Here is a 15,948-nt window from a genome sequence, read left to right as displayed (position 1 = left end):
GATTCATTCATGCGCTTGCTTCTTGCTATTTTCTTGCCTTTTATGGTGTTTTTTACCATTGGTCGCCCTCTTGCCGGCATTTTGTGCTTAATTTTGCAAATTACGTTAATTGGTTGGATTCCAGCCGCCATTTGGGCAACCTATGCTCTAAGCCAATACAACACCGACAAAAAAATCCGTAACACTCTTAGTGGACGTATCTAAGCAAATAGCCACCTTTTAGGTGGCTTTACTTTTTCTGGGCTTGGATACATACGGGTTATCTTTCATTGAAAACCGCAACAACTCCTGGGCCCACTCACCCGCATAATCCACCCCAATACGGGGGCTTTTTTCGACCTGCTCACCCGGGGCCAGTGGCGTATCTAATACATAAATCTGATCCTCACACACATCCGTGCCATAATCCGCACGCGTTACCCCAAGTGCTTTACACAAACGACCTGGTCCATTCGTTGGTAATAGGATTCCCTCAACAGGCTCTAGTGCTCTAAGCAATACCCCAGACCCACTGCCCACCGGCCCACTCACTAAGTTCATGCAGTGATGCATACCATAAATTAAATATACATAGACATGACCTGGTTCCCCAAACATAATTTGGGTACGCGCTGTAACCCCCTTAGAGGAGTGCGCTGCTAAGTCATGTGGGCCTAAGTAGGCCTCGGTTTCTACTATGCGCCCCGCCCGCTTGGGCTGTCCAGGCCTATGAACCACTAGCGTTTTACCAATTAACTGTTGTGCTACCTGAGCACAATTCGGATTTGCGTAAAAATCTCGTTTAAGCTTCGACACACTACGTCCCTCTTAAATTTGAACTGCCTCTTACTGTAGCAGGCTTTGGAGTCTCTTGCCTTAACCGTTTCTTATTGATATAATCATTTTTTTGCGGCGCAATGGCAGAGTGGTTATGCACCGGATTGCAAATCCGTGTAGATCGGTTCGATTCCGGTTTGCGCCTCCAAAGATTTCAAAGGCTTAGGTATTTTTACCTAGGCCTTTTTCATTGCATCTTTGTTTTCCACACTCGGCGTGCACTGCTATTGCCAAAGCTTTGTATATCTGTAGACAACTGATCTACAATCAAATGATATTAACGAGCAGCCGCACTTATGACTAAGCCATCTGATTTTTACTTCCCCTGCCCACGCACCATTACTTATTGCACACAATGCGCAAACCCGTTAGCGCGCATTATCCCTCCCGATGACAACCGTGTTCGCGACGTGTGTTTACAATGCGGTGCAGTCCATTATCAAAATCCGCGCAATGTAGTAGGTATTGTTCCCATTTGGGAAAATAAAATTCTGTTGTGTAAGCGTGCTATTGAACCACGCGCCAATACATGGACGCTGCCTGCCGGTTTTATGGAACTAAAAGAAAGCACCAGCGAAGGGGCTTTGCGTGAAGCCGATGAAGAAGCCGGTATTGCAGGCCTAGAGCTAGGTCAACTCTTTACTCTCATTGATGTGCCTAATGCAGGCCAAGTCCATGTTTATTATTTAGCCAAGGTCACTGACCCGGCTTTAAACCCTGGCCCCGAATCCCTTGAAGCCGCGTACTTTGAGTTTGATGCGATCCCATGGGATAACCTGTCTTTTAGAACGGTTAGCACCACCATCGAGCATTTTTTAGCCGATCATAAACGAGGCCAATTCGACATTCATTACTACAGCCTAAACGAAAACTTATAATCCTTGCTTTTATGCCATTGATCTCTATCCCTTGGATTGATGCTCATAGTCCATTTCCGTCTGTGGAAATGGCTCTAAGCAATGGTCTGGTCGCAGCAGGCGCAGATTTATCCATCTCGCGCCTTTTAAATGCGTATAGTCACGGCTTATTTCCTTGGTTTAATGAAGGCGAACCTATCTTATGGTGGTCACCTGACCCTAGGACCATACTGCGCTGCGATCAATTCAAAGTATCGAAGTCCTTAGCCAAACGCTGCCGGCAAGTTGCTCGAGACGAATTCTCCCCTACGCCTAGATTGCGTGTTACCACCAACATGGCTTTTTTACAGGTTATTCAGCTGTGTTCGCAAACACGACGTCATAAAGAAGGCACCTGGATATCGGCTGATATTATTCATGCGTATTACAATCTGCATTTAATCAATCATGCCCATAGCATTGAAGTCTGGAAAGATGCCGAGTTGGTAGGTGGCTTGTATGGTGTTCAGTTAGGACAATTCTTTTTTGGTGAATCCATGTTTAGCCTGATCAGTGATGCAAGTAAGATTGCGTTGTATTACTTGACGCGTTATTTACACAACGCACATGGGATTAAATACATAGACTGCCAACAAGAAACAGCTCACCTGCTTAGTTTAGGTGCTACCACTATTGCTCGTACTGAGTTTAGCCAACTGCTAAAACAGTTAACGAGCGCTGACACGACACCGTGGGGGCAAGGTCAGCTTAGTGCACAAGGACAGCTTTACCCAGCTCAATAAGGAAAATCCTATGAGGGGTATTCATTCAACATCAAAGACCATCCAGTTTTATCTAACAAGTAGCTACCCCTGTAGTTACTTGCCCGAAGAGCGTGCACGCTCTTTGGTGGCAGCACCGTCCTACCTTGTCACAAGCCAAACGTATCCAACGCTATTAGAAAACGGATTTAGGCGTAGTGGCACTTTTACCTACAAGCCGCAATGTAACTACTGCCAAGCATGTATGCCTATTCGTTTAGATGTACAAAATTTTCAACCCAGTCGTGGTCAACGTCGCACTCTAAAACGCTTTAGCCACTTGCAAGTCTATCGCAGAGCGCTGGCTTGGCAAGACGATCACTACGCTTTATATCGTCAATATCAAGCTGCTCGCCATAGTGGCTCCGAAATGGATAATGACGACAGCTCACAATACATTGATTTTTTGCTGACTAGCTACGTGAACTCCTATTTACTCGAATTCAAAGACGGGACCGAGCTGGTTATGGTGGCACTGGTTGATGAAGTTCCCTCTGGTTTATCAGCCGTTTATACTTTTTTCAATCCGACTATTTCTGGGCTAGGTACATATGCCATTCTTTGGCAAGCCCGTTATTGCCAACAAAAACAACTGGATTGGCTTTATTTAGGCTACTGGATCAAACAAAGTCGTAAAATGGCTTACAAAACACGCTTTACCCCTTATCAACTTTTTTCCAATGGCCAATGGATCGCGCCGTCACCCTAATATGTCCTTACTTCTTCATACCTACGGCTTAGTTCGTCCTCTTCTTTTTAAAATGGACGCAGAGCAAGCCCATGAATTCACATTAAAAGCATTAGATCGAGTGCATCAGCTTGCTGGTAGCTTACTTAAACAAGATCTTTCTCTGCCCACGGAGCTGATGGGATTAAGCTTAAAGAATCCAGTGGGTTTGGCTGCGGGCTTAGATAAAAATGGAGCCCATATTGACGCTCTGGGTGCGCTGGGGTTTGGGTTTGTCGAAGTAGGAACAGTGACCCCATTGGCTCAATCAGGCAACCCTAAGCCGCGTTTATTTCGTATACCCGCTAAACAAAGCCTAATTAACCGTTTTGGTTTTAATAACCAAGGGCTAGATCAATTCATTCAAAACGTCAAACAAAGCCAATGGCATCAACACGGTGGCATCCTAGGGTTAAATATAGGCAAAAATGCAGCTACCCCTATTGAAGAAGCCACTAGCGATTACCTCAAAGGCTTAGACGGCGTTTATCCCCATGCTGACTATGTAACGGTTAATATTTCCTCGCCTAATACCCAAAATTTACGGGCTTTGCAGGCAGAAAATGAATTGATTGGCCTACTGAGTGCTTTAAATGAACGTCGCCAAGCGCTTCAACAGCAATACCAACGCTATGTACCCATCGTTGTCAAAATCGCTCCTGACCTCTCGATAGAACAAATAGACAGTATTGCTCATGCTGTTCAACAAACGCAGATAGATGGCATTATCGCCACCAACACCACCCTAACGCGAGACGCTGTGGCAGGACAGCCCCACGCTAATGAACAAGGGGGGTTGTCAGGCCCAGCCGTACATGCGCTGTCTTTAGAGGTCTTAGCACGTTTACGTGCGCAATTAGGTGCCGATTATCCTCTAATTGGTGTAGGCGGCATTTACTCAGGGCTACAAGCCGTAGAAAAGTTTCAAGCTGGCGCAAATGCTGTTCAGATTTACACCGGACTTATCTATCAAGGTCCTTTGTTAATTCGCGACTGTGTAGATGCCTTGCGCAATTTGACGCGTTAAAGCAAAAAAGCCCTTAGCATGACGCTAAGGGCTATAAAAAAACAACACACCACACAGGAATGACATAAATAAATTTATGCCAAGTATTACCTTGATAGTACTACCCCTAGTACATCAAAGTAATTCGGAGCTGAACTCGTTTAGTTACGAGCTCGAGCTAAATTTTTTTCTACGACCTCGGCGGCCTGCTCTGCCGTTTTAAATGCTGCGCCGGTAGCGGCATTAACATTGGACTCGTGCAATTCGGCTGCCTGACGCCCAGCTTTTAAAATTGTATCAGTTAAGTTGGTGCTTGCAAGCAATCCAGCTTTTAAAAGCGCTACACTACTTTCACTGCCAGTAGGCGCTTTCTTTGCTAATTGCTCGACTAGCTCTACGGCTTGCTGCTGGTTTGAAGCAATTTGTTTTTCCGTTAGGCTAATGATCTCTTTTTGCACCTCATTTAAAATGCTATAGGCATTTTTGCTGTAACTCAAGGCTTGCTCAGCAGAAGGTTTGCTTACCTCACCCACAAGCTTAGCAGCTTGTTGCACATCCTGTAAGTTTGTGACTTGCTGAGTTTTCGCAGAGAGATCCTCTAAAGAGCTTTTCACTAAACCAAGATTCAATAACACCAGCTTCTCAAAACCAGAGAAAAGTGCGTTTTGCATAGCAATGGCATTATCTAGGTTGCGTTGTTGGGATTCAATAAACTGTTGTGCAGATGGACTCATGATGCTTCCTCGTAATACTTTGATAGTTAAAGGAAAATAGTAGATGAAGGTTCAACCCTTACAGCGTTTACCCTGAGGACCACCTTCATGTTGCACCGCAACAATTTCATTGTACTAGGTATTAATTGAATAGCAAGTACCTGCTTTTAGCTCTTATTTTTCGTGGTGCTAAAACAGCAAATAGCATTAGTATTAAAGGAGATTAACCATGACAACACGAGTTATTATTCATGCCGCCTGTGCTGATTCACTGCAGCGTGCACGCAACAATGCCAACAACTTATTGCTTAGTATGCCCGAGGCCGAAGTCGAAATTGTAGTGAACGCTGGTGCTGTCGCTGCCGCTCTGGCTCAAGCACACAATACGGACGCATTGTTACGCGTATGTGAGAACACATTGAAAAACACGCACCAACAAGCAGGAACACAACAAGTGGTTCCCGCTGCCATCGTGTATTTAATTGAAAAACAACAAGAAGGATGGGTTTACGTTAGGGCTTAATAGAGCCTAAGGCATGAACCAGTATAGAGGCTTGTTTTTAGGCCGGAGAAGACGCTAACAAAGGCTCAAAGCCTAAACCTATCGAGATCTCCCGAGCCGTGTCTTGCAAAGTGGGAATCCATGAATCACGCAGGCGTTCTGCCGGTGCAGATAAAGACAAGCCTGCCACCAAGGTTCCTGCATCGTCATAAATGCCTGCGGCTATACAACGCACACCTAGCTCTAGCTCCTCGTTATCGCGAGCATAGCCATGACGCCGTACTAGAGCCAATTCATTTTCAAGCTCGGCCATTTGGGTAATGCTGTTGCGCGTGTTTCCAGCCAACCCTGTACGCATTACATAGGCTCGTACTTGGCGTGGGTCTAGCTCGGACAAAAAGAGTTTTCCGCTAGAAGTTAAATGCAATGGAGCATGACCACCAATAGCACGTACCACCTGCATGCCCGATGTTTCACTCCAGGCTCGTTCTACATACACAATCTCATCAGCTTGTTTTAAAGCCAAGTTGACCGTTTGACCAGTAATTTTGTGCAGTTCGCGCATAGCATCAATCGCCACAGTGCGCACGTTTAAGCGCCCTTTCACTAAAGAACCGAGCTCTAATAAACGCATACCTAGCCGATACACGCCGCTATCCACGCGCTCTACATAGCGCCCCACCACCAAATCATTCAATATTCGATGCGCTGTAGATGTATGCAACCCAGTGGCCTTGGCTAAATCTTTTAGGGCCATGGGTTCGGATTGACGCGCCAGTTCATCCAGAAGCAGCATAGCGCGCTCCAACACCTGAATAGTAATTAAACCAGAGCTAAAACTTGTCGTGGACATATTTGTTTCACACCAAAAAAGCCGGATGGCACGCGATATTGATGCATCGCAACAATTCCATGTTATGAAATTTCCCATAACATGGCAAGCCCCACTTTAGTCTATTACTGTCAGTTTACCGCCTACGCGCTCCACTTCGCTGCGTAAGAAAGCTAATGCTTCAGCACAGGCTTGGGGTTCCCCTTTTACGCCTAGTTCAATATGGGCCCGACGCTGGTTGTCACCTACGCTGGGTAAGCTAAATGCTTTGATGCCTGGCCATTGGCGCTCTAACTGCTCAAGCGATGGGGTGATGCGTGACTCGGGTAAGCCAAAAGCAAGAAAAGAATGTTCAGCTTTGACCGTTTGATGCTGCAAGTGGCTGTAGCGGTTGTCTAAAGTCCACTCCATCATGGGCCATGCCATCACAGGGAAACCCGGCATAAAGGTATGATTGCGTATGAAAAACCCCGGAATTTTATTGTAGGGGTTGGGCACAATATCGGCACCGACTGGAAATACCCCCATCTGAAGACGCTGTTGGTTTTCAGGTAATGACATATCCGCATCCCCTTGGCCTGCCTCTGCTTGTTCTTTGGTGCGCTCGGCAATTAAAGCAGCAGCCTGCGGGTGCAAAGCTAACTCTAAACCTAAAGCACGGGCGGCCGCTTGGCGTGTTTGATCGTCAGGAGTGGCCCCAATACCGCCACAACTAAACACAATATCATCCGTAGCAAAACTTTGTCGCAGTACGGTTTCTACGTGATCGGGATCGTCGGAAATAATTTGTGCACTGTGTAACGCTAAACCTCGCTCTTTAAGCAGCTCGACCAGTCGTGCAAAGTGTTTGTCTTCGCGACGACCCGACAAAATCTCATCACCAATAATAATCAATCGAATGTGGGGTTGACTCATTGCTGCATCCTTATAAGGGCATTAATTCCATTGGCTCAGTTTGCTCTGCGCGTAATTCAGCTAAGGCTGCTAAATTAAAGTGCGCAAACACCAACGCAGAAAAAACGGGGAGTACAAACCACGCTAGCGGGAGCAAATTTAACAATGACAACATCATACCCATAAACCAGTATTCTTTATTGTGTCGTGCTAAAAGAATTTTACGCTCCTTGGCACTCGCATGCTCAACCATGGAGTCCACTCGTAGCAAACGGGTAAAAGCAAAAGCCCACCAAAAAACAGGCAAAATCAATGCTAAAGGACCAATTAACCACAGGGGTAAAGTCACTAACCAGCCCACAATAAATAAAAAGCCCACCCACAACGCATTGCCTGCGCTGTAACTCAGAGCAAACTGACCGTGCTTATGAATGGGCGCAGCTTGTTTTTTTTGCACAAAAGCTAATACCAGTGGCATCACCAATACAGCCGATACAATCAGACCGGCAATGCCAGCAATAGGCAATAAAGCTCCCGCTGTTAGCAAAGGCACAATAAAGAACTTAATCGCAAATAAGCCTGCTCCGACCAACCAAAGGTCGGGTTGTTCTGTAAAAATACCCCACTGTGTTAACCACAGCGCAATATGCTCTTTTAGGGGTGTCCAAAAGAACCACAACAATAGGACAGCGCCGAGCAATGCCACTAAAAAAGGCATAACAAGTGCTGCCAGCATCTTGGGATGCAACTGAGAAGTTAGCGCCCGACTAAATGCAACACGTACTCGTCGCCAAGGAGAGGAAGATTGAGTAGAAGAAATAACTGAATGATTCATACAAGAACACGTTAATTTGGCATAATCAAAGCACTGCTTTTTGATTTTAAGGTGAAAAAGTGCTTTATCCAGAAAAAAATCGTACTGAACTGCTACAGGGGTTGGAAGCGCTGCAGGCAGATCAATTTGTTATCGTGTGCTATTGCGCAGCGTGGTGCAAAACCTGTGCTGGGTTTGAGTCACAACTAGCTCAACTCGAACAAAAATATCCCCAACATCTTTTTGTATGGGTAGACATAGAGGAGCACGAAGATCTTTTAATTGACGAAGACATCGAAGACTTCCCTACTATTCTTATCCAAAATAAAAAAGGGACCGTATTTTATGGTCCCTTGTTGCCTTTTGCAGAGCACTTAGATCGGTTATTGCAACAAGCAAGCAAACAACCTATCTTTACACATACCGCTGCCGACTTTAACGCTCTAGTAGTAGCCGCCACCTAGCAAAATGCCCACACTACGCTTTTTGCTATGGCTTACACCTGCAGCACCCGATCGGCGCGGCGCAGTCTGCGTACGTGGTGCTGTAGTTGAATTGGGCTGATACGGCTTATAAAAGATTTCATCTTGTGCTTTGTATTGACGACGATTAGGTTCGCGCTGTCGGCTTGAAGCCGCAGGCAGATTAAGACGTTGCAAACTGAGCTTTTTACCGGTTAGTTTTTGAATATCTGCCCATAAGTGCATTTCCTCTGTGCTAACCAAGGCAATTGCCTCGCCCTTGGCCCCGGCACGGCCTGTACGCCCGATACGATGCACATAGTCTTCTGCATTAAAAGGCAAGTCAAAGTTAATCACACACGGTACACCCGCCACATCTAGGCCACGAGCCGCTACATCGGTTGCGACCAGTACTTCAACTTGGTTGCTTTTAAAGGCTTCTAGCACTTTCATGCGTTCAAGCTGGCTTTTGTCGCCATGAATGGATTCGGCTTTAATGCCGTCGCGCTCAAGCTGACGAGCTAAGCGCGCTGCCCCCGCTTTGGTGTTCGTAAACACAATCACTTGGCTAAGTTTCTTGCTACGCACTACGTGTATAACAGCTTGACGTTTCTCATCGCCCTCTGCGCTATAAGCACTTTGTTGCACGGTATCTGCGGTGGCATTGCGTGCCGCCACTTCGATACTAACTGGATTATTTAAAAAGTTATTTCCCAGCTTGCGGATTTCGGGACTAAATGTTGCCGAGAACAATAGACTTTGGCGCTGCGGAGGTAGCTGGCGCACAATACGATCTAAATCAGGCAAAAAGCCCATGTCCAGCATCCGGTCGGCCTCGTCCAATACCAAAATACCGACTTGGGATAAATTAACGTTTTTCTGCTCAATGTGATCAAGCAAGCGCCCGGGCGTGGCAATTAAAATCTCACAGCCACGACGCAACTCATCGCGTTGCGCATGAATATCTACACCACCAAAAACCACAGCTGAGCGCAGTGGTGTATTTTTACAATAAAGCTTTACGCTTTCCCCAACCTGGTCGGCTAGCTCGCGAGTGGGGGTTAAAATCAGGGCGCGGACAGGATGCCGAGCAGGCGACGCACTATGCGTAGCAAAAGGCATCAAACGATGCAAAATAGGTAACGAAAATGCAGCGGTTTTTCCCGTTCCTGTTTGGGCTGCCCCCATGACGTCACGCCCTTGCATAACGACTGGAAGCGCTTGTGCTTGAATAGGAGTAGGAGTGGAATAACCTGCCGCTAAGATTGAAGACAATAAATCGGGATGTAATCCAAAGCTAGAAAAGCTAGTAACTGTATCTGTAGATGTTTCTTTCATTTAGTATGTATATAGCGCTGCTGGGTCTTAGAAAAATACTTTGCCCAAGGCGTAAATGGCGATGCCCGCTATCATTAATAATACGGTGCTTTGCGTACGCAAATAAACCAAAACAGCCACTGCAGCAGCAATGAGTTTATTAAGGTCTAGGCTCGGTGCGTCGTGAGCCGACCAAGGAAAAATTTCTGGGATAATAATGGCAGTTAAGGCAGCCACAGGTGCATAACGTAATGCACTACGCACACTTTCAGGTAGGGGAAGGTGATCACCAAAAAGGAAGTAGCTAGATCTGGAAATAAGACTAACCAAGGTTAAACAGACAACTACCCCTAAAATATACCAATCATACTGTGTTAATGCCATTTAGGTCTCTCTTTTGCTTTGAAGTTGCTCAGTCACCACGCCTGCAATCACCCCAGCAATGACAGCAGCCCCAAGCCCCATCCGTAACGGCAACAGTTGCCCTGCCCACGCTACTAGACCTGCAACAACCAAGCACATGATAAAAGGTCGTGTTTTCAAAAGAGGCACCACCACAGCTAGCAACGCTAAAACCGCAGCGTATTCAATCCCCCACGACTCGGGCACCAAACGCCCAGCATATATACCCATAAATGACGTGGTTTGCCACACTAACCAATTGGGAATAACCAACCCTAAAAAATACCACACGTGGCGCATTCGCTCTCGAGTTGAGTCATGACCAAAGCGTGAGATAAACAACACAAACCCCATATCGGTAGTGATATAGCCTAAAAGTAATCGCTTATACCAGGCCAAATGCCTAAAAAAAGGCTGTAAAGCAGCAGAAAATATAATAAAGCGTATATTTACGATCATGCCAGCAACAAAGATCAGCCAGAGTGGTGAATTGCTGTTGATTAAAGGTAAAGAGGTCAATTGGGCTGAGCCGGCATATACCATTAATGTCATCAGTGCCGAAAAGCTTTCGCCTAAGGCTGATTTCATCATAGCAATGCCCGTTACAAACCCCCAAATACCCGTCGCAATTAAAGGTGCCGCCGTATCCTTTAAACCTAGGCTAAAATAATAGCGTTTTCGATCGGATATAGCCCCAGGCCAGAACTTGTTAAATAAAAACACTCTATCCCCTGTGTTAAATGCACGTTGACTCTCTGGGCTTGCTACAATTACCCATCATTCGCTTATTTGCCCTAAAGGAGCCACTATGAGTGCAGTCCCAAATGCCCAGCAGCAGTCTGAAACCCATTTTGTGACCGAAGCAGATTTACCGGTATATTGTCCACCACCCAATGCTCCTTTATGGAATATGCATCCCCGAGTTTATATAGAAATAGAAAAAGAGGGGCGTGCTAGCTGTCCTTATTGTAGCGCTACCTACCAACTGGTTCCTGAAAACCACCCCGAATAACCCTATTATTTGACCCTTTATTGCGTTTGTATTACTTGTGACCGCCAAAATAGATCTTTCCGACTGCCCTTCCCCTATTTGGCTACCGGGCGGACACCTTCAAACCATTTATGGTGCCTATTTAGCGCACCATCAGCGTATTAATTTTGTACGTCAACGCATTAACACGCCTGATGGCGACTTTCTTGATCTCGACTGGACAGGGCCCGGTCTATTTGCAGACCGTCTACCTAATGGCAAAACGGCCCCTAAAGACTCACATCTTAGTCAAACAGCAGCAAGGCGATGGGTATTAGATCAGGACTGGGATCAGCTACCTCAAAACCATCAAGTTCAAGCTCTTGTTATTTTTCATGGTCTTGAGGGCAGCAGTAAAAGCCATTATGCCCAAGCCATTGCTCAGTACTTCCGAGCCAGAGGCTGGATAGTCGTAGTAGCCCATTTTCGGGGGTGCTCTGGGTTCCCTAATCGCATGGCACGTTCGTATTACTCTGGGGACAGCGAGGAAGTAAAGTTTATTTTAGATACCGTAAGGCAAAAGCTTCCTTATGCGCAGTGGCATGCAGTAGGGGTATCTTTGGGCGGCAATGCTTTATTGAAATATCTGGGTGAACAAGGCTCTGCTTGCAACTGGATCGAAGCCGCTGCGGCTATCTCTGCACCTTCAGACTTGGTCAGCTGTGGTCGTCACCTATCCGAAGGCTTTGCCGGACGCCGCATTTACTGCCCCCATTTTTTAAAAACAATGCGCAGTAAAATCTTTGAAAAGTCCAAGCGCTTCCCTGGCATGATTGATATTTTACGTCTAGGTCAAGCTCGCACTCTACGCGACTTTGATGATGTATATACAGCGCCTATGCATGGCTACCAACATGCTTTGGATTACTGGACACAGGCCTCAAGCAAGCCTTTGTTGGGGCAAATTAGCACCCCTACGCTGATGCTTAACGCTAAAAACGACCCGTTTATTCCGGAAAACTCTTTAGCTCAGCCACAGGATTGCTCCGATGCGGTTCTGTTGCATCAACCTCAAAATGGGGGTCATGTCGGTTTTGTCAGTGGTGCTTTTCCTGGGCATATTCACTGGCTACCCTTGCGCTTAGCACGGTTTTTCGAAACCCGTACTTAGCCCTTAAAACGCTCTAAAAGCAAACGATCTCGTTCTAACTGCTCGCGTAGCTCTCGTATACGTGTGTCTAGGGTTGATTGCTCGTAAAAATCTGTGCTGAGAGTGCGCGCCTGCTGTAATTGACTAACAGCACTAGAAACAGCCCCCACTAACACATAATACTGAGCCATGGCCTCTCGTGCTGCAATGGGCTGATTATTTTTTTCTAGAGCTTGGGCTAAGAGCTGATAGAAGCGTGCCTCTTCAGGCCACTGATCAATACGCTGTTGTAAGAAATCAATTTGGGTACTAATAGGCGCTTGTTTTTGCATCGCGGCCACTACACCTAATGCTACAGCCTGATTCTGAGGCCAACGTTGCCATGCTGTCTGTGCCGTTAGCAGCGCTTGGGCAAACTGTGTTTGATCCAACTCAAGCTCTATCTGCAACACATCTAGCAAAGGTGAAGGAGTCTTAATTTGCTGCGCTTGTGCGAGGTACTGTTGGGCTTGTGTGTATTGCTTTCGATTTTTAGCAATATACGCCAGCCCATAAAATGCAGCAGCCTGAGCGGCCCCCGACCGACTGCTAGCTAAACTTTGAAAGCGTTGCTGTATGCTTTGCAATGCAGAGCCACTGGTAGACTGCAATACCAAAGCAGCCGCTTGTACGAACCAAAAATCATCACTTTCTACAGACGTATTGGTTGCTGGTGATGACATTAATCGGTTTTCTACATCGGCTAAACGCTGTGCTGATAGAGGGTGAGTCGTGGCATAGCTTTGCCCTGACTCATTTAAGCGAGCATTTTGCATTAAGCGCTTAAACATAGCTGCCATGCCTTGGGGCTTAAAACCTGCACCTTTCAGCATTTGATAGCCCACACGATCCGCCTCTTGCTCGGCTTGACGTGAAAAACCTAATTGCCTATCTACAGCGGCAGCTTGCCCAAAAGTCGCTACCCCCATGGCTAAATCTGCACTACCGGCTAATCCAGCTAATAAGGCCCCCACTAATGAGGCCAACATCAAATGACTGGAGCTAGAGCTTTGCGTCATCCCTCTGGCTACGTGTCGTTGGGCCACGTGGGCAATTTCATGCGCTACCACCGAAGCAAGCTCTGACTCACTCTCAGCGGCAGTGATGAGCCCTGTATTAATACCCACATAGCCACCCGGTAAAGCAAAAGCGTTAATGCTGGCATCGCGCATACCAAAGACTTGAATAGGATAATGCAGAGGTACTGGCGAGTGCTTGGCTAGTTTTTGCCCTAATTGCGTTAAGTACTGGGTGATCACAGGCTCGGCCACATAATGAGGATCGCGCCGTCCTTGCTCCATGATGGCATCACCTAAAGTACGCTCCAGGTTGGGTGATAACTCGGCCCCAGAGGCTGAGCCCATGCTAGGAATACCCATAGGCTGTGACCACGCAGGCGTTAAGCTCAGGCTTAAATTCAACCCTGCTATCACGACGAACCGAGTCAGTTTTTTCATCGTTGCCTCATATTATGAAGAGAGCTTAGGGCGCGAAGCAAGGTGCAAATGCGTCAGTAGTTCTGAATGCAGGCGGCCTTTAGCTGAAAGTCTAAGTACAGTGGCTAGAGCATACACAAAACCAAACATCTCCACCAACCCCGCAGCCACCCACATTACCAACCCACCCACGGCCTGGTCTTTTAACGCATCAAACCCAGGTAAAGCCCGCCCACAAAGATCGAAAATAGGGTACAAATCCTGCGTGGCAAACGTAATATAAATACCTACTGCTATTTGTGGGGCCATCGTTAATAGTGGCGATACCACTCGCCCCCAAGGTCGCATTGCACTAGGCGGATGTGGTCTGCGATCCAAGATTAAATTCCAATACATGAAACCACTAATCACCACAGACCAGTTCATAACGCGATACAAGCGCCAATCAATCATGGAATAAAACTGAGGCGTAGGCAACAACCAAACCAATACAAAAAATACAAATAAAATAGGTACTAGGACGGGATGCGTAAAGAAACGCTGTAAGGCTTGACCAACGGCTTGATATTGTAAAAAGTCACGTCCCCGCTTACGCCAAGACAAAGGCAAAGCGGCTCGCATAACCTGCCCTGGATAAGCCAACATAATGATGAAAGGCAGCAAATGATGCAAAAACAAATGCTGAATGCGGTGAATAAAAAACATGCGCTCGGAGTAATAATCCACCATCGTGTGCAGATTCAAATACAGCGCTATCCAACCTATCCAAAACAGCCATTGACGGCCTGTCTGGACCTTGCGAACGCGAGAGCCACGCCAAAATAAAAATCCGCTCAGAGCAAATAGAGCCAGTAGCACGGGAGAAAACTCCCACGGAGTGAGCCAATCCAATAATGTCATTGGGTGTGTAATGCCAAATAAAAGAAAGTATAGTTTACGCGATAACGATTAGGCTTCGCATTTACGCTAAAGTTTCCCTGCGACTTTTCAACTATCCATTACAATACGGATATTTCGTTCATCACGCACCTAGTGCTCATAAGCTCTTTAACTCGTTATGACCCGCCCTGATTTTGATATAGCCATTTGTGGAGCCGGCCCAGTAGGCTGTTCTGTTGCATTATTGCTGCAAGCTCAGCATCCAGACCCCAGCCGCATTGCCGTCTTTGGCCAAGCCGTGCCAGCCCAAGGCCAAAAGCTTGACCCACGTACACTGGCGCTCAATCATGGCAGTCAACAACTACTTGAACCTTTATCGGCATGGCCTACACCAGCAGCGGCTATTCGTCACGTCCATGTGTCACAAAAAGGGCGTCTTGGTCGCACCATCATCACGCCCCAAGAACTAGGAGTACAACACTTAGGCCATGTGGTGAATTATGACGACTTATTAACTAAATTACGCAGTCAGTTACAACAAAGCGCAGTCCAATACATAGAAGTTGAGCACCCAGTCAATGTGCGGTCGTTCTCAGGTCATGCACACCTCACGCATCAATACACCACGTATACCGCACGGCTAGCTATTCAGTCTGACGGGGTGCGTCCCCAGCAAATTCTACGTGAGTACAACCAATACGCGCTGCTTGCTACAGTACAAAGTCAGCGTCCTCGATCTCAGTGGGCCTATGAACGCTTTACGTCTCACGGCCCCTTAGCGCTATTGCCACATCCCAACCAAAACGACTGTTATGCGGTAGTTTGGTGTAACTCCCCGGCTCGTACCCAACATCTTTTAGGGCTAGATACTGCTGAATTTGAACGCGAGCTCTTAACACAATTTGGTGCTCGATTAGGGCGTTTGCATTTAGTCAGCGAACGCATTTCTTTCCCGCTAGGTTTAGCGGCTGGTCCAAGCCTGCCATCACCTTACCAAGTTGCAATAGGCAATGCTGCACAAACCCTACACCCTGTGGCAGGACAAGGGTTAAACTTAGGCTTACGTGATGTAGGCCAGCTTGCTCTTAGTCTTAAAGCATGGCAAGCGCAGCCTCTAACTGACATTCAACCGTACTTAGAGCAGTATGCTCAACACCGTCAAACCGACCGTTGGCTTACTGGTTCCATTACCGATGTATTACCGCGTCTCTTTGCTACACAGAACCCTCTGGTCCAGCATGCATGTGGTTTAGGTCTGTTATCTATGGACTTAATCGCAGGGGCTCGTCTTCCATTGGCTCGACAATTACTCCAAGGTTTACGCACTTAGCTT

20 protein-coding genes and 1 tRNA gene are annotated in these 15,948 nt (G+C 46.8%); 11 read left to right on the top strand and 10 right to left on the bottom strand.

The window, feature by feature from the left end:
* The first annotated feature begins 9 nt into the window (after positions 1 to 9).
* Entirely contained in the window at positions 10 to 204 is a 195-nt protein-coding gene (locus ACBP46_RS07465) for a YqaE/Pmp3 family membrane protein (RefSeq protein ID WP_371016116.1), read from the top strand.
* 15 nt (positions 205 to 219) lie between these two features.
* On the opposite strand, the gene ACBP46_RS07460 is transcribed toward ACBP46_RS07465, so the two are convergent.
* Positions 220 to 795 (bottom strand): DNA-3-methyladenine glycosylase, encoded by a 576-nt coding sequence (locus tag ACBP46_RS07460; protein ID WP_371016115.1) that lies wholly within the window; start codon positions 793 to 795, stop codon positions 220 to 222.
* 95 nt (positions 796 to 890) lie between these two features.
* Here ACBP46_RS07460 and ACBP46_RS07455 point away from each other — a divergent pair.
* From ACBP46_RS07455 to ACBP46_RS07435, 5 genes are all read left to right on the top strand, one after another.
* Positions 891 to 964 (top strand) — tRNA-Cys (locus tag ACBP46_RS07455).
* Between the two features lie 148 nt (positions 965 to 1,112).
* Positions 1,113 to 1,694 (top strand): NUDIX hydrolase, encoded by a 582-nt coding sequence (locus ACBP46_RS07450; RefSeq protein WP_371016114.1) that lies wholly within the window; start codon positions 1,113 to 1,115, stop codon positions 1,692 to 1,694.
* Between the two features lie 20 nt (positions 1,695 to 1,714).
* Positions 1,715 to 2,455 (top strand): leucyl/phenylalanyl-tRNA--protein transferase, encoded by a 741-nt coding sequence (gene aat / locus ACBP46_RS07445; protein WP_371016561.1) that lies wholly within the window; start codon positions 1,715 to 1,717, stop codon positions 2,453 to 2,455.
* A gap of 10 nt (positions 2,456 to 2,465) precedes the next feature.
* Positions 2,466 to 3,182, top strand: coding sequence for an arginyltransferase (locus tag ACBP46_RS07440; RefSeq protein WP_371016113.1), 717 nt, complete (start codon positions 2,466 to 2,468; stop codon positions 3,180 to 3,182).
* Position 3,183: 1 nt separating this feature from the next.
* Positions 3,184 to 4,227, top strand: a complete 1,044-nt coding sequence (locus ACBP46_RS07435) for a quinone-dependent dihydroorotate dehydrogenase (RefSeq protein WP_371016112.1) — start codon at positions 3,184 to 3,186, stop codon at positions 4,225 to 4,227.
* A gap of 140 nt (positions 4,228 to 4,367) precedes the next feature.
* Here the strand turns inward: ACBP46_RS07435 and ACBP46_RS07430 are convergent, their stop codons facing one another.
* On the bottom strand, positions 4,368 to 4,940 hold the full coding sequence (locus ACBP46_RS07430; protein ID WP_371016111.1) for a phasin family protein: 573 nt from the start codon (positions 4,938 to 4,940) through the stop codon (positions 4,368 to 4,370).
* A gap of 208 nt (positions 4,941 to 5,148) precedes the next feature.
* On the opposite strand from ACBP46_RS07430, the gene ACBP46_RS07425 reads away from it, so the two are divergent.
* A complete protein-coding gene (locus ACBP46_RS07425; RefSeq protein ID WP_371016110.1) occupies positions 5,149 to 5,442 on the top strand; it encodes a DsrE family protein in 294 nt (97 codons plus the stop codon).
* 37 nt (positions 5,443 to 5,479) lie between these two features.
* On the opposite strand, the gene ACBP46_RS07420 is transcribed toward ACBP46_RS07425, so the two are convergent.
* The 3 genes from ACBP46_RS07420 to ACBP46_RS07410 all read right to left on the bottom strand — a co-directional run bounded on the left by ACBP46_RS07420 (position 5,480) and on the right by ACBP46_RS07410 (position 7,982).
* Entirely contained in the window at positions 5,480 to 6,274 is a 795-nt protein-coding gene (locus tag ACBP46_RS07420; RefSeq protein ID WP_371016109.1) for an IclR family transcriptional regulator, read from the bottom strand.
* Positions 6,275 to 6,370: 96 nt separating this feature from the next.
* Positions 6,371 to 7,168 (bottom strand): competence/damage-inducible protein A, encoded by a 798-nt coding sequence (locus ACBP46_RS07415; RefSeq protein ID WP_371016108.1) that lies wholly within the window; start codon positions 7,166 to 7,168, stop codon positions 6,371 to 6,373.
* Between the two features lie 10 nt (positions 7,169 to 7,178).
* Positions 7,179 to 7,982, bottom strand: a complete 804-nt coding sequence (locus ACBP46_RS07410; RefSeq protein WP_371016107.1) for an EI24 domain-containing protein — start codon at positions 7,980 to 7,982, stop codon at positions 7,179 to 7,181.
* 59 nt (positions 7,983 to 8,041) lie between these two features.
* Here ACBP46_RS07410 and ACBP46_RS07405 point away from each other — a divergent pair, with 59 nt between their 5' ends.
* Complete coding sequence (locus ACBP46_RS07405) at positions 8,042 to 8,425, top strand: thioredoxin family protein (protein ID WP_371016106.1); 384 nt, start codon at positions 8,042 to 8,044, stop codon at positions 8,423 to 8,425.
* Here the strand turns inward: ACBP46_RS07405 and ACBP46_RS07400 are convergent.
* From ACBP46_RS07400 to ACBP46_RS07390, 3 genes are read right to left on the bottom strand one after another with little or no spacing between them, the layout of a single operon-like run.
* Entirely contained in the window at positions 8,405 to 9,760 is a 1,356-nt protein-coding gene (locus ACBP46_RS07400) for a DEAD/DEAH box helicase (RefSeq protein WP_371016105.1), read from the bottom strand. The two genes, ACBP46_RS07405 and ACBP46_RS07400, sit on opposite strands and share 21 nt — an antisense overlap.
* Before the next feature lie 27 nt (positions 9,761 to 9,787).
* The gene (locus tag ACBP46_RS07395) at positions 9,788 to 10,123 is read right to left on the bottom strand and encodes an AzlD domain-containing protein (RefSeq protein WP_371016104.1); all 336 of its coding nucleotides are present in this window, start codon (positions 10,121 to 10,123) and stop codon (positions 9,788 to 9,790) included.
* Positions 10,124 to 10,831, bottom strand: coding sequence for an AzlC family ABC transporter permease (locus tag ACBP46_RS07390; protein WP_371016560.1), 708 nt, complete (start codon positions 10,829 to 10,831; stop codon positions 10,124 to 10,126).
* 118 nt (positions 10,832 to 10,949) lie between these two features.
* Between ACBP46_RS07390 and ACBP46_RS07385 the strand changes: the two genes are divergently transcribed.
* Positions 10,950 to 11,153 carry a zinc-finger domain-containing protein gene (locus ACBP46_RS07385; RefSeq protein ID WP_371016103.1) on the top strand — a complete coding sequence of 68 codons (204 nt, stop codon included), beginning with the start codon at positions 10,950 to 10,952 and terminating at the stop codon, positions 11,151 to 11,153.
* A gap of 37 nt (positions 11,154 to 11,190) precedes the next feature.
* The gene (locus tag ACBP46_RS07380; protein WP_371016102.1) at positions 11,191 to 12,282 is read left to right on the top strand and encodes a YheT family hydrolase; all 1,092 of its coding nucleotides are present in this window, start codon (positions 11,191 to 11,193) and stop codon (positions 12,280 to 12,282) included.
* Here the strand turns inward: ACBP46_RS07380 and ACBP46_RS07375 are convergent.
* Positions 12,279 to 13,757 (bottom strand): M48 family metalloprotease, encoded by a 1,479-nt coding sequence (locus ACBP46_RS07375; protein WP_371016101.1) that lies wholly within the window; start codon positions 13,755 to 13,757, stop codon positions 12,279 to 12,281. The two genes, ACBP46_RS07380 and ACBP46_RS07375, sit on opposite strands and share 4 nt — an antisense overlap.
* A 12-nt stretch (positions 13,758 to 13,769) precedes the next feature.
* Positions 13,770 to 14,636, bottom strand: a complete 867-nt coding sequence (locus ACBP46_RS07370; RefSeq protein WP_371016100.1) for a cytochrome c oxidase assembly protein — start codon at positions 14,634 to 14,636, stop codon at positions 13,770 to 13,772.
* 157 nt (positions 14,637 to 14,793) lie between these two features.
* On the opposite strand from ACBP46_RS07370, the gene ACBP46_RS07365 reads away from it, so the two are divergent.
* Complete coding sequence (locus ACBP46_RS07365; protein WP_371016099.1) at positions 14,794 to 15,945, top strand: monooxygenase; 1,152 nt, start codon at positions 14,794 to 14,796, stop codon at positions 15,943 to 15,945.
* Positions 15,946 to 15,948 lie beyond the last annotated feature (3 nt).

Source organism: Paenalcaligenes hominis (assembly GCF_041359055.1).
Classification (GTDB): domain Bacteria; phylum Pseudomonadota; class Gammaproteobacteria; order Burkholderiales; family Burkholderiaceae_B; genus Paenalcaligenes; species Paenalcaligenes hominis_A.
Note: the sequence above shows the minus strand (reverse complement) of the source record. Positions and strands in the feature narration are given on the sequence as shown.

Bases quoted from the DNA above. Each gene is read 5' to 3' on its own strand.
- ACBP46_RS07465 (WP_371016116.1), top strand. From the start codon at position 10: ATGCGCTTGCTTCTTGCTATTTTCTTGCCTTTTATGGTGTTTTTTACC.
- ACBP46_RS07450 (WP_371016114.1), top strand. From the start codon at position 1,113: ATGACTAAGCCATCTGATTTTTACTTCCCCTGCCCACGCACCATTACT.
- ACBP46_RS07440 (WP_371016113.1), top strand. From the start codon at position 2,466: ATGAGGGGTATTCATTCAACATCAAAGACCATCCAGTTTTATCTAACA.
- ACBP46_RS07435 (WP_371016112.1), top strand. From the start codon at position 3,184: ATGTCCTTACTTCTTCATACCTACGGCTTAGTTCGTCCTCTTCTTTTT.
- ACBP46_RS07430 (WP_371016111.1), bottom strand. From the start codon at position 4,940: ATGAGTCCATCTGCACAACAGTTTATTGAATCCCAACAACGCAACCTA.
- ACBP46_RS07425 (WP_371016110.1), top strand. From the start codon at position 5,149: ATGACAACACGAGTTATTATTCATGCCGCCTGTGCTGATTCACTGCAG.
- ACBP46_RS07420 (WP_371016109.1), bottom strand. From the start codon at position 6,274: ATGTCCACGACAAGTTTTAGCTCTGGTTTAATTACTATTCAGGTGTTG.
- ACBP46_RS07415 (WP_371016108.1), bottom strand. From the start codon at position 7,168: ATGAGTCAACCCCACATTCGATTGATTATTATTGGTGATGAGATTTTG.
- ACBP46_RS07410 (WP_371016107.1), bottom strand. From the start codon at position 7,982: ATGAATCATTCAGTTATTTCTTCTACTCAATCTTCCTCTCCTTGGCGA.
- ACBP46_RS07400 (WP_371016105.1), bottom strand. From the start codon at position 9,760: ATGAAAGAAACATCTACAGATACAGTTACTAGCTTTTCTAGCTTTGGA.
- ACBP46_RS07395 (WP_371016104.1), bottom strand. From the start codon at position 10,123: ATGGCATTAACACAGTATGATTGGTATATTTTAGGGGTAGTTGTCTGT.
- ACBP46_RS07385 (WP_371016103.1), top strand. From the start codon at position 10,950: ATGAGTGCAGTCCCAAATGCCCAGCAGCAGTCTGAAACCCATTTTGTG.
- ACBP46_RS07375 (WP_371016101.1), bottom strand. From the start codon at position 13,757: ATGAAAAAACTGACTCGGTTCGTCGTGATAGCAGGGTTGAATTTAAGC.
- ACBP46_RS07370 (WP_371016100.1), bottom strand. From the start codon at position 14,636: ATGACATTATTGGATTGGCTCACTCCGTGGGAGTTTTCTCCCGTGCTA.
- ACBP46_RS07365 (WP_371016099.1), top strand. From the start codon at position 14,794: ATGACCCGCCCTGATTTTGATATAGCCATTTGTGGAGCCGGCCCAGTA.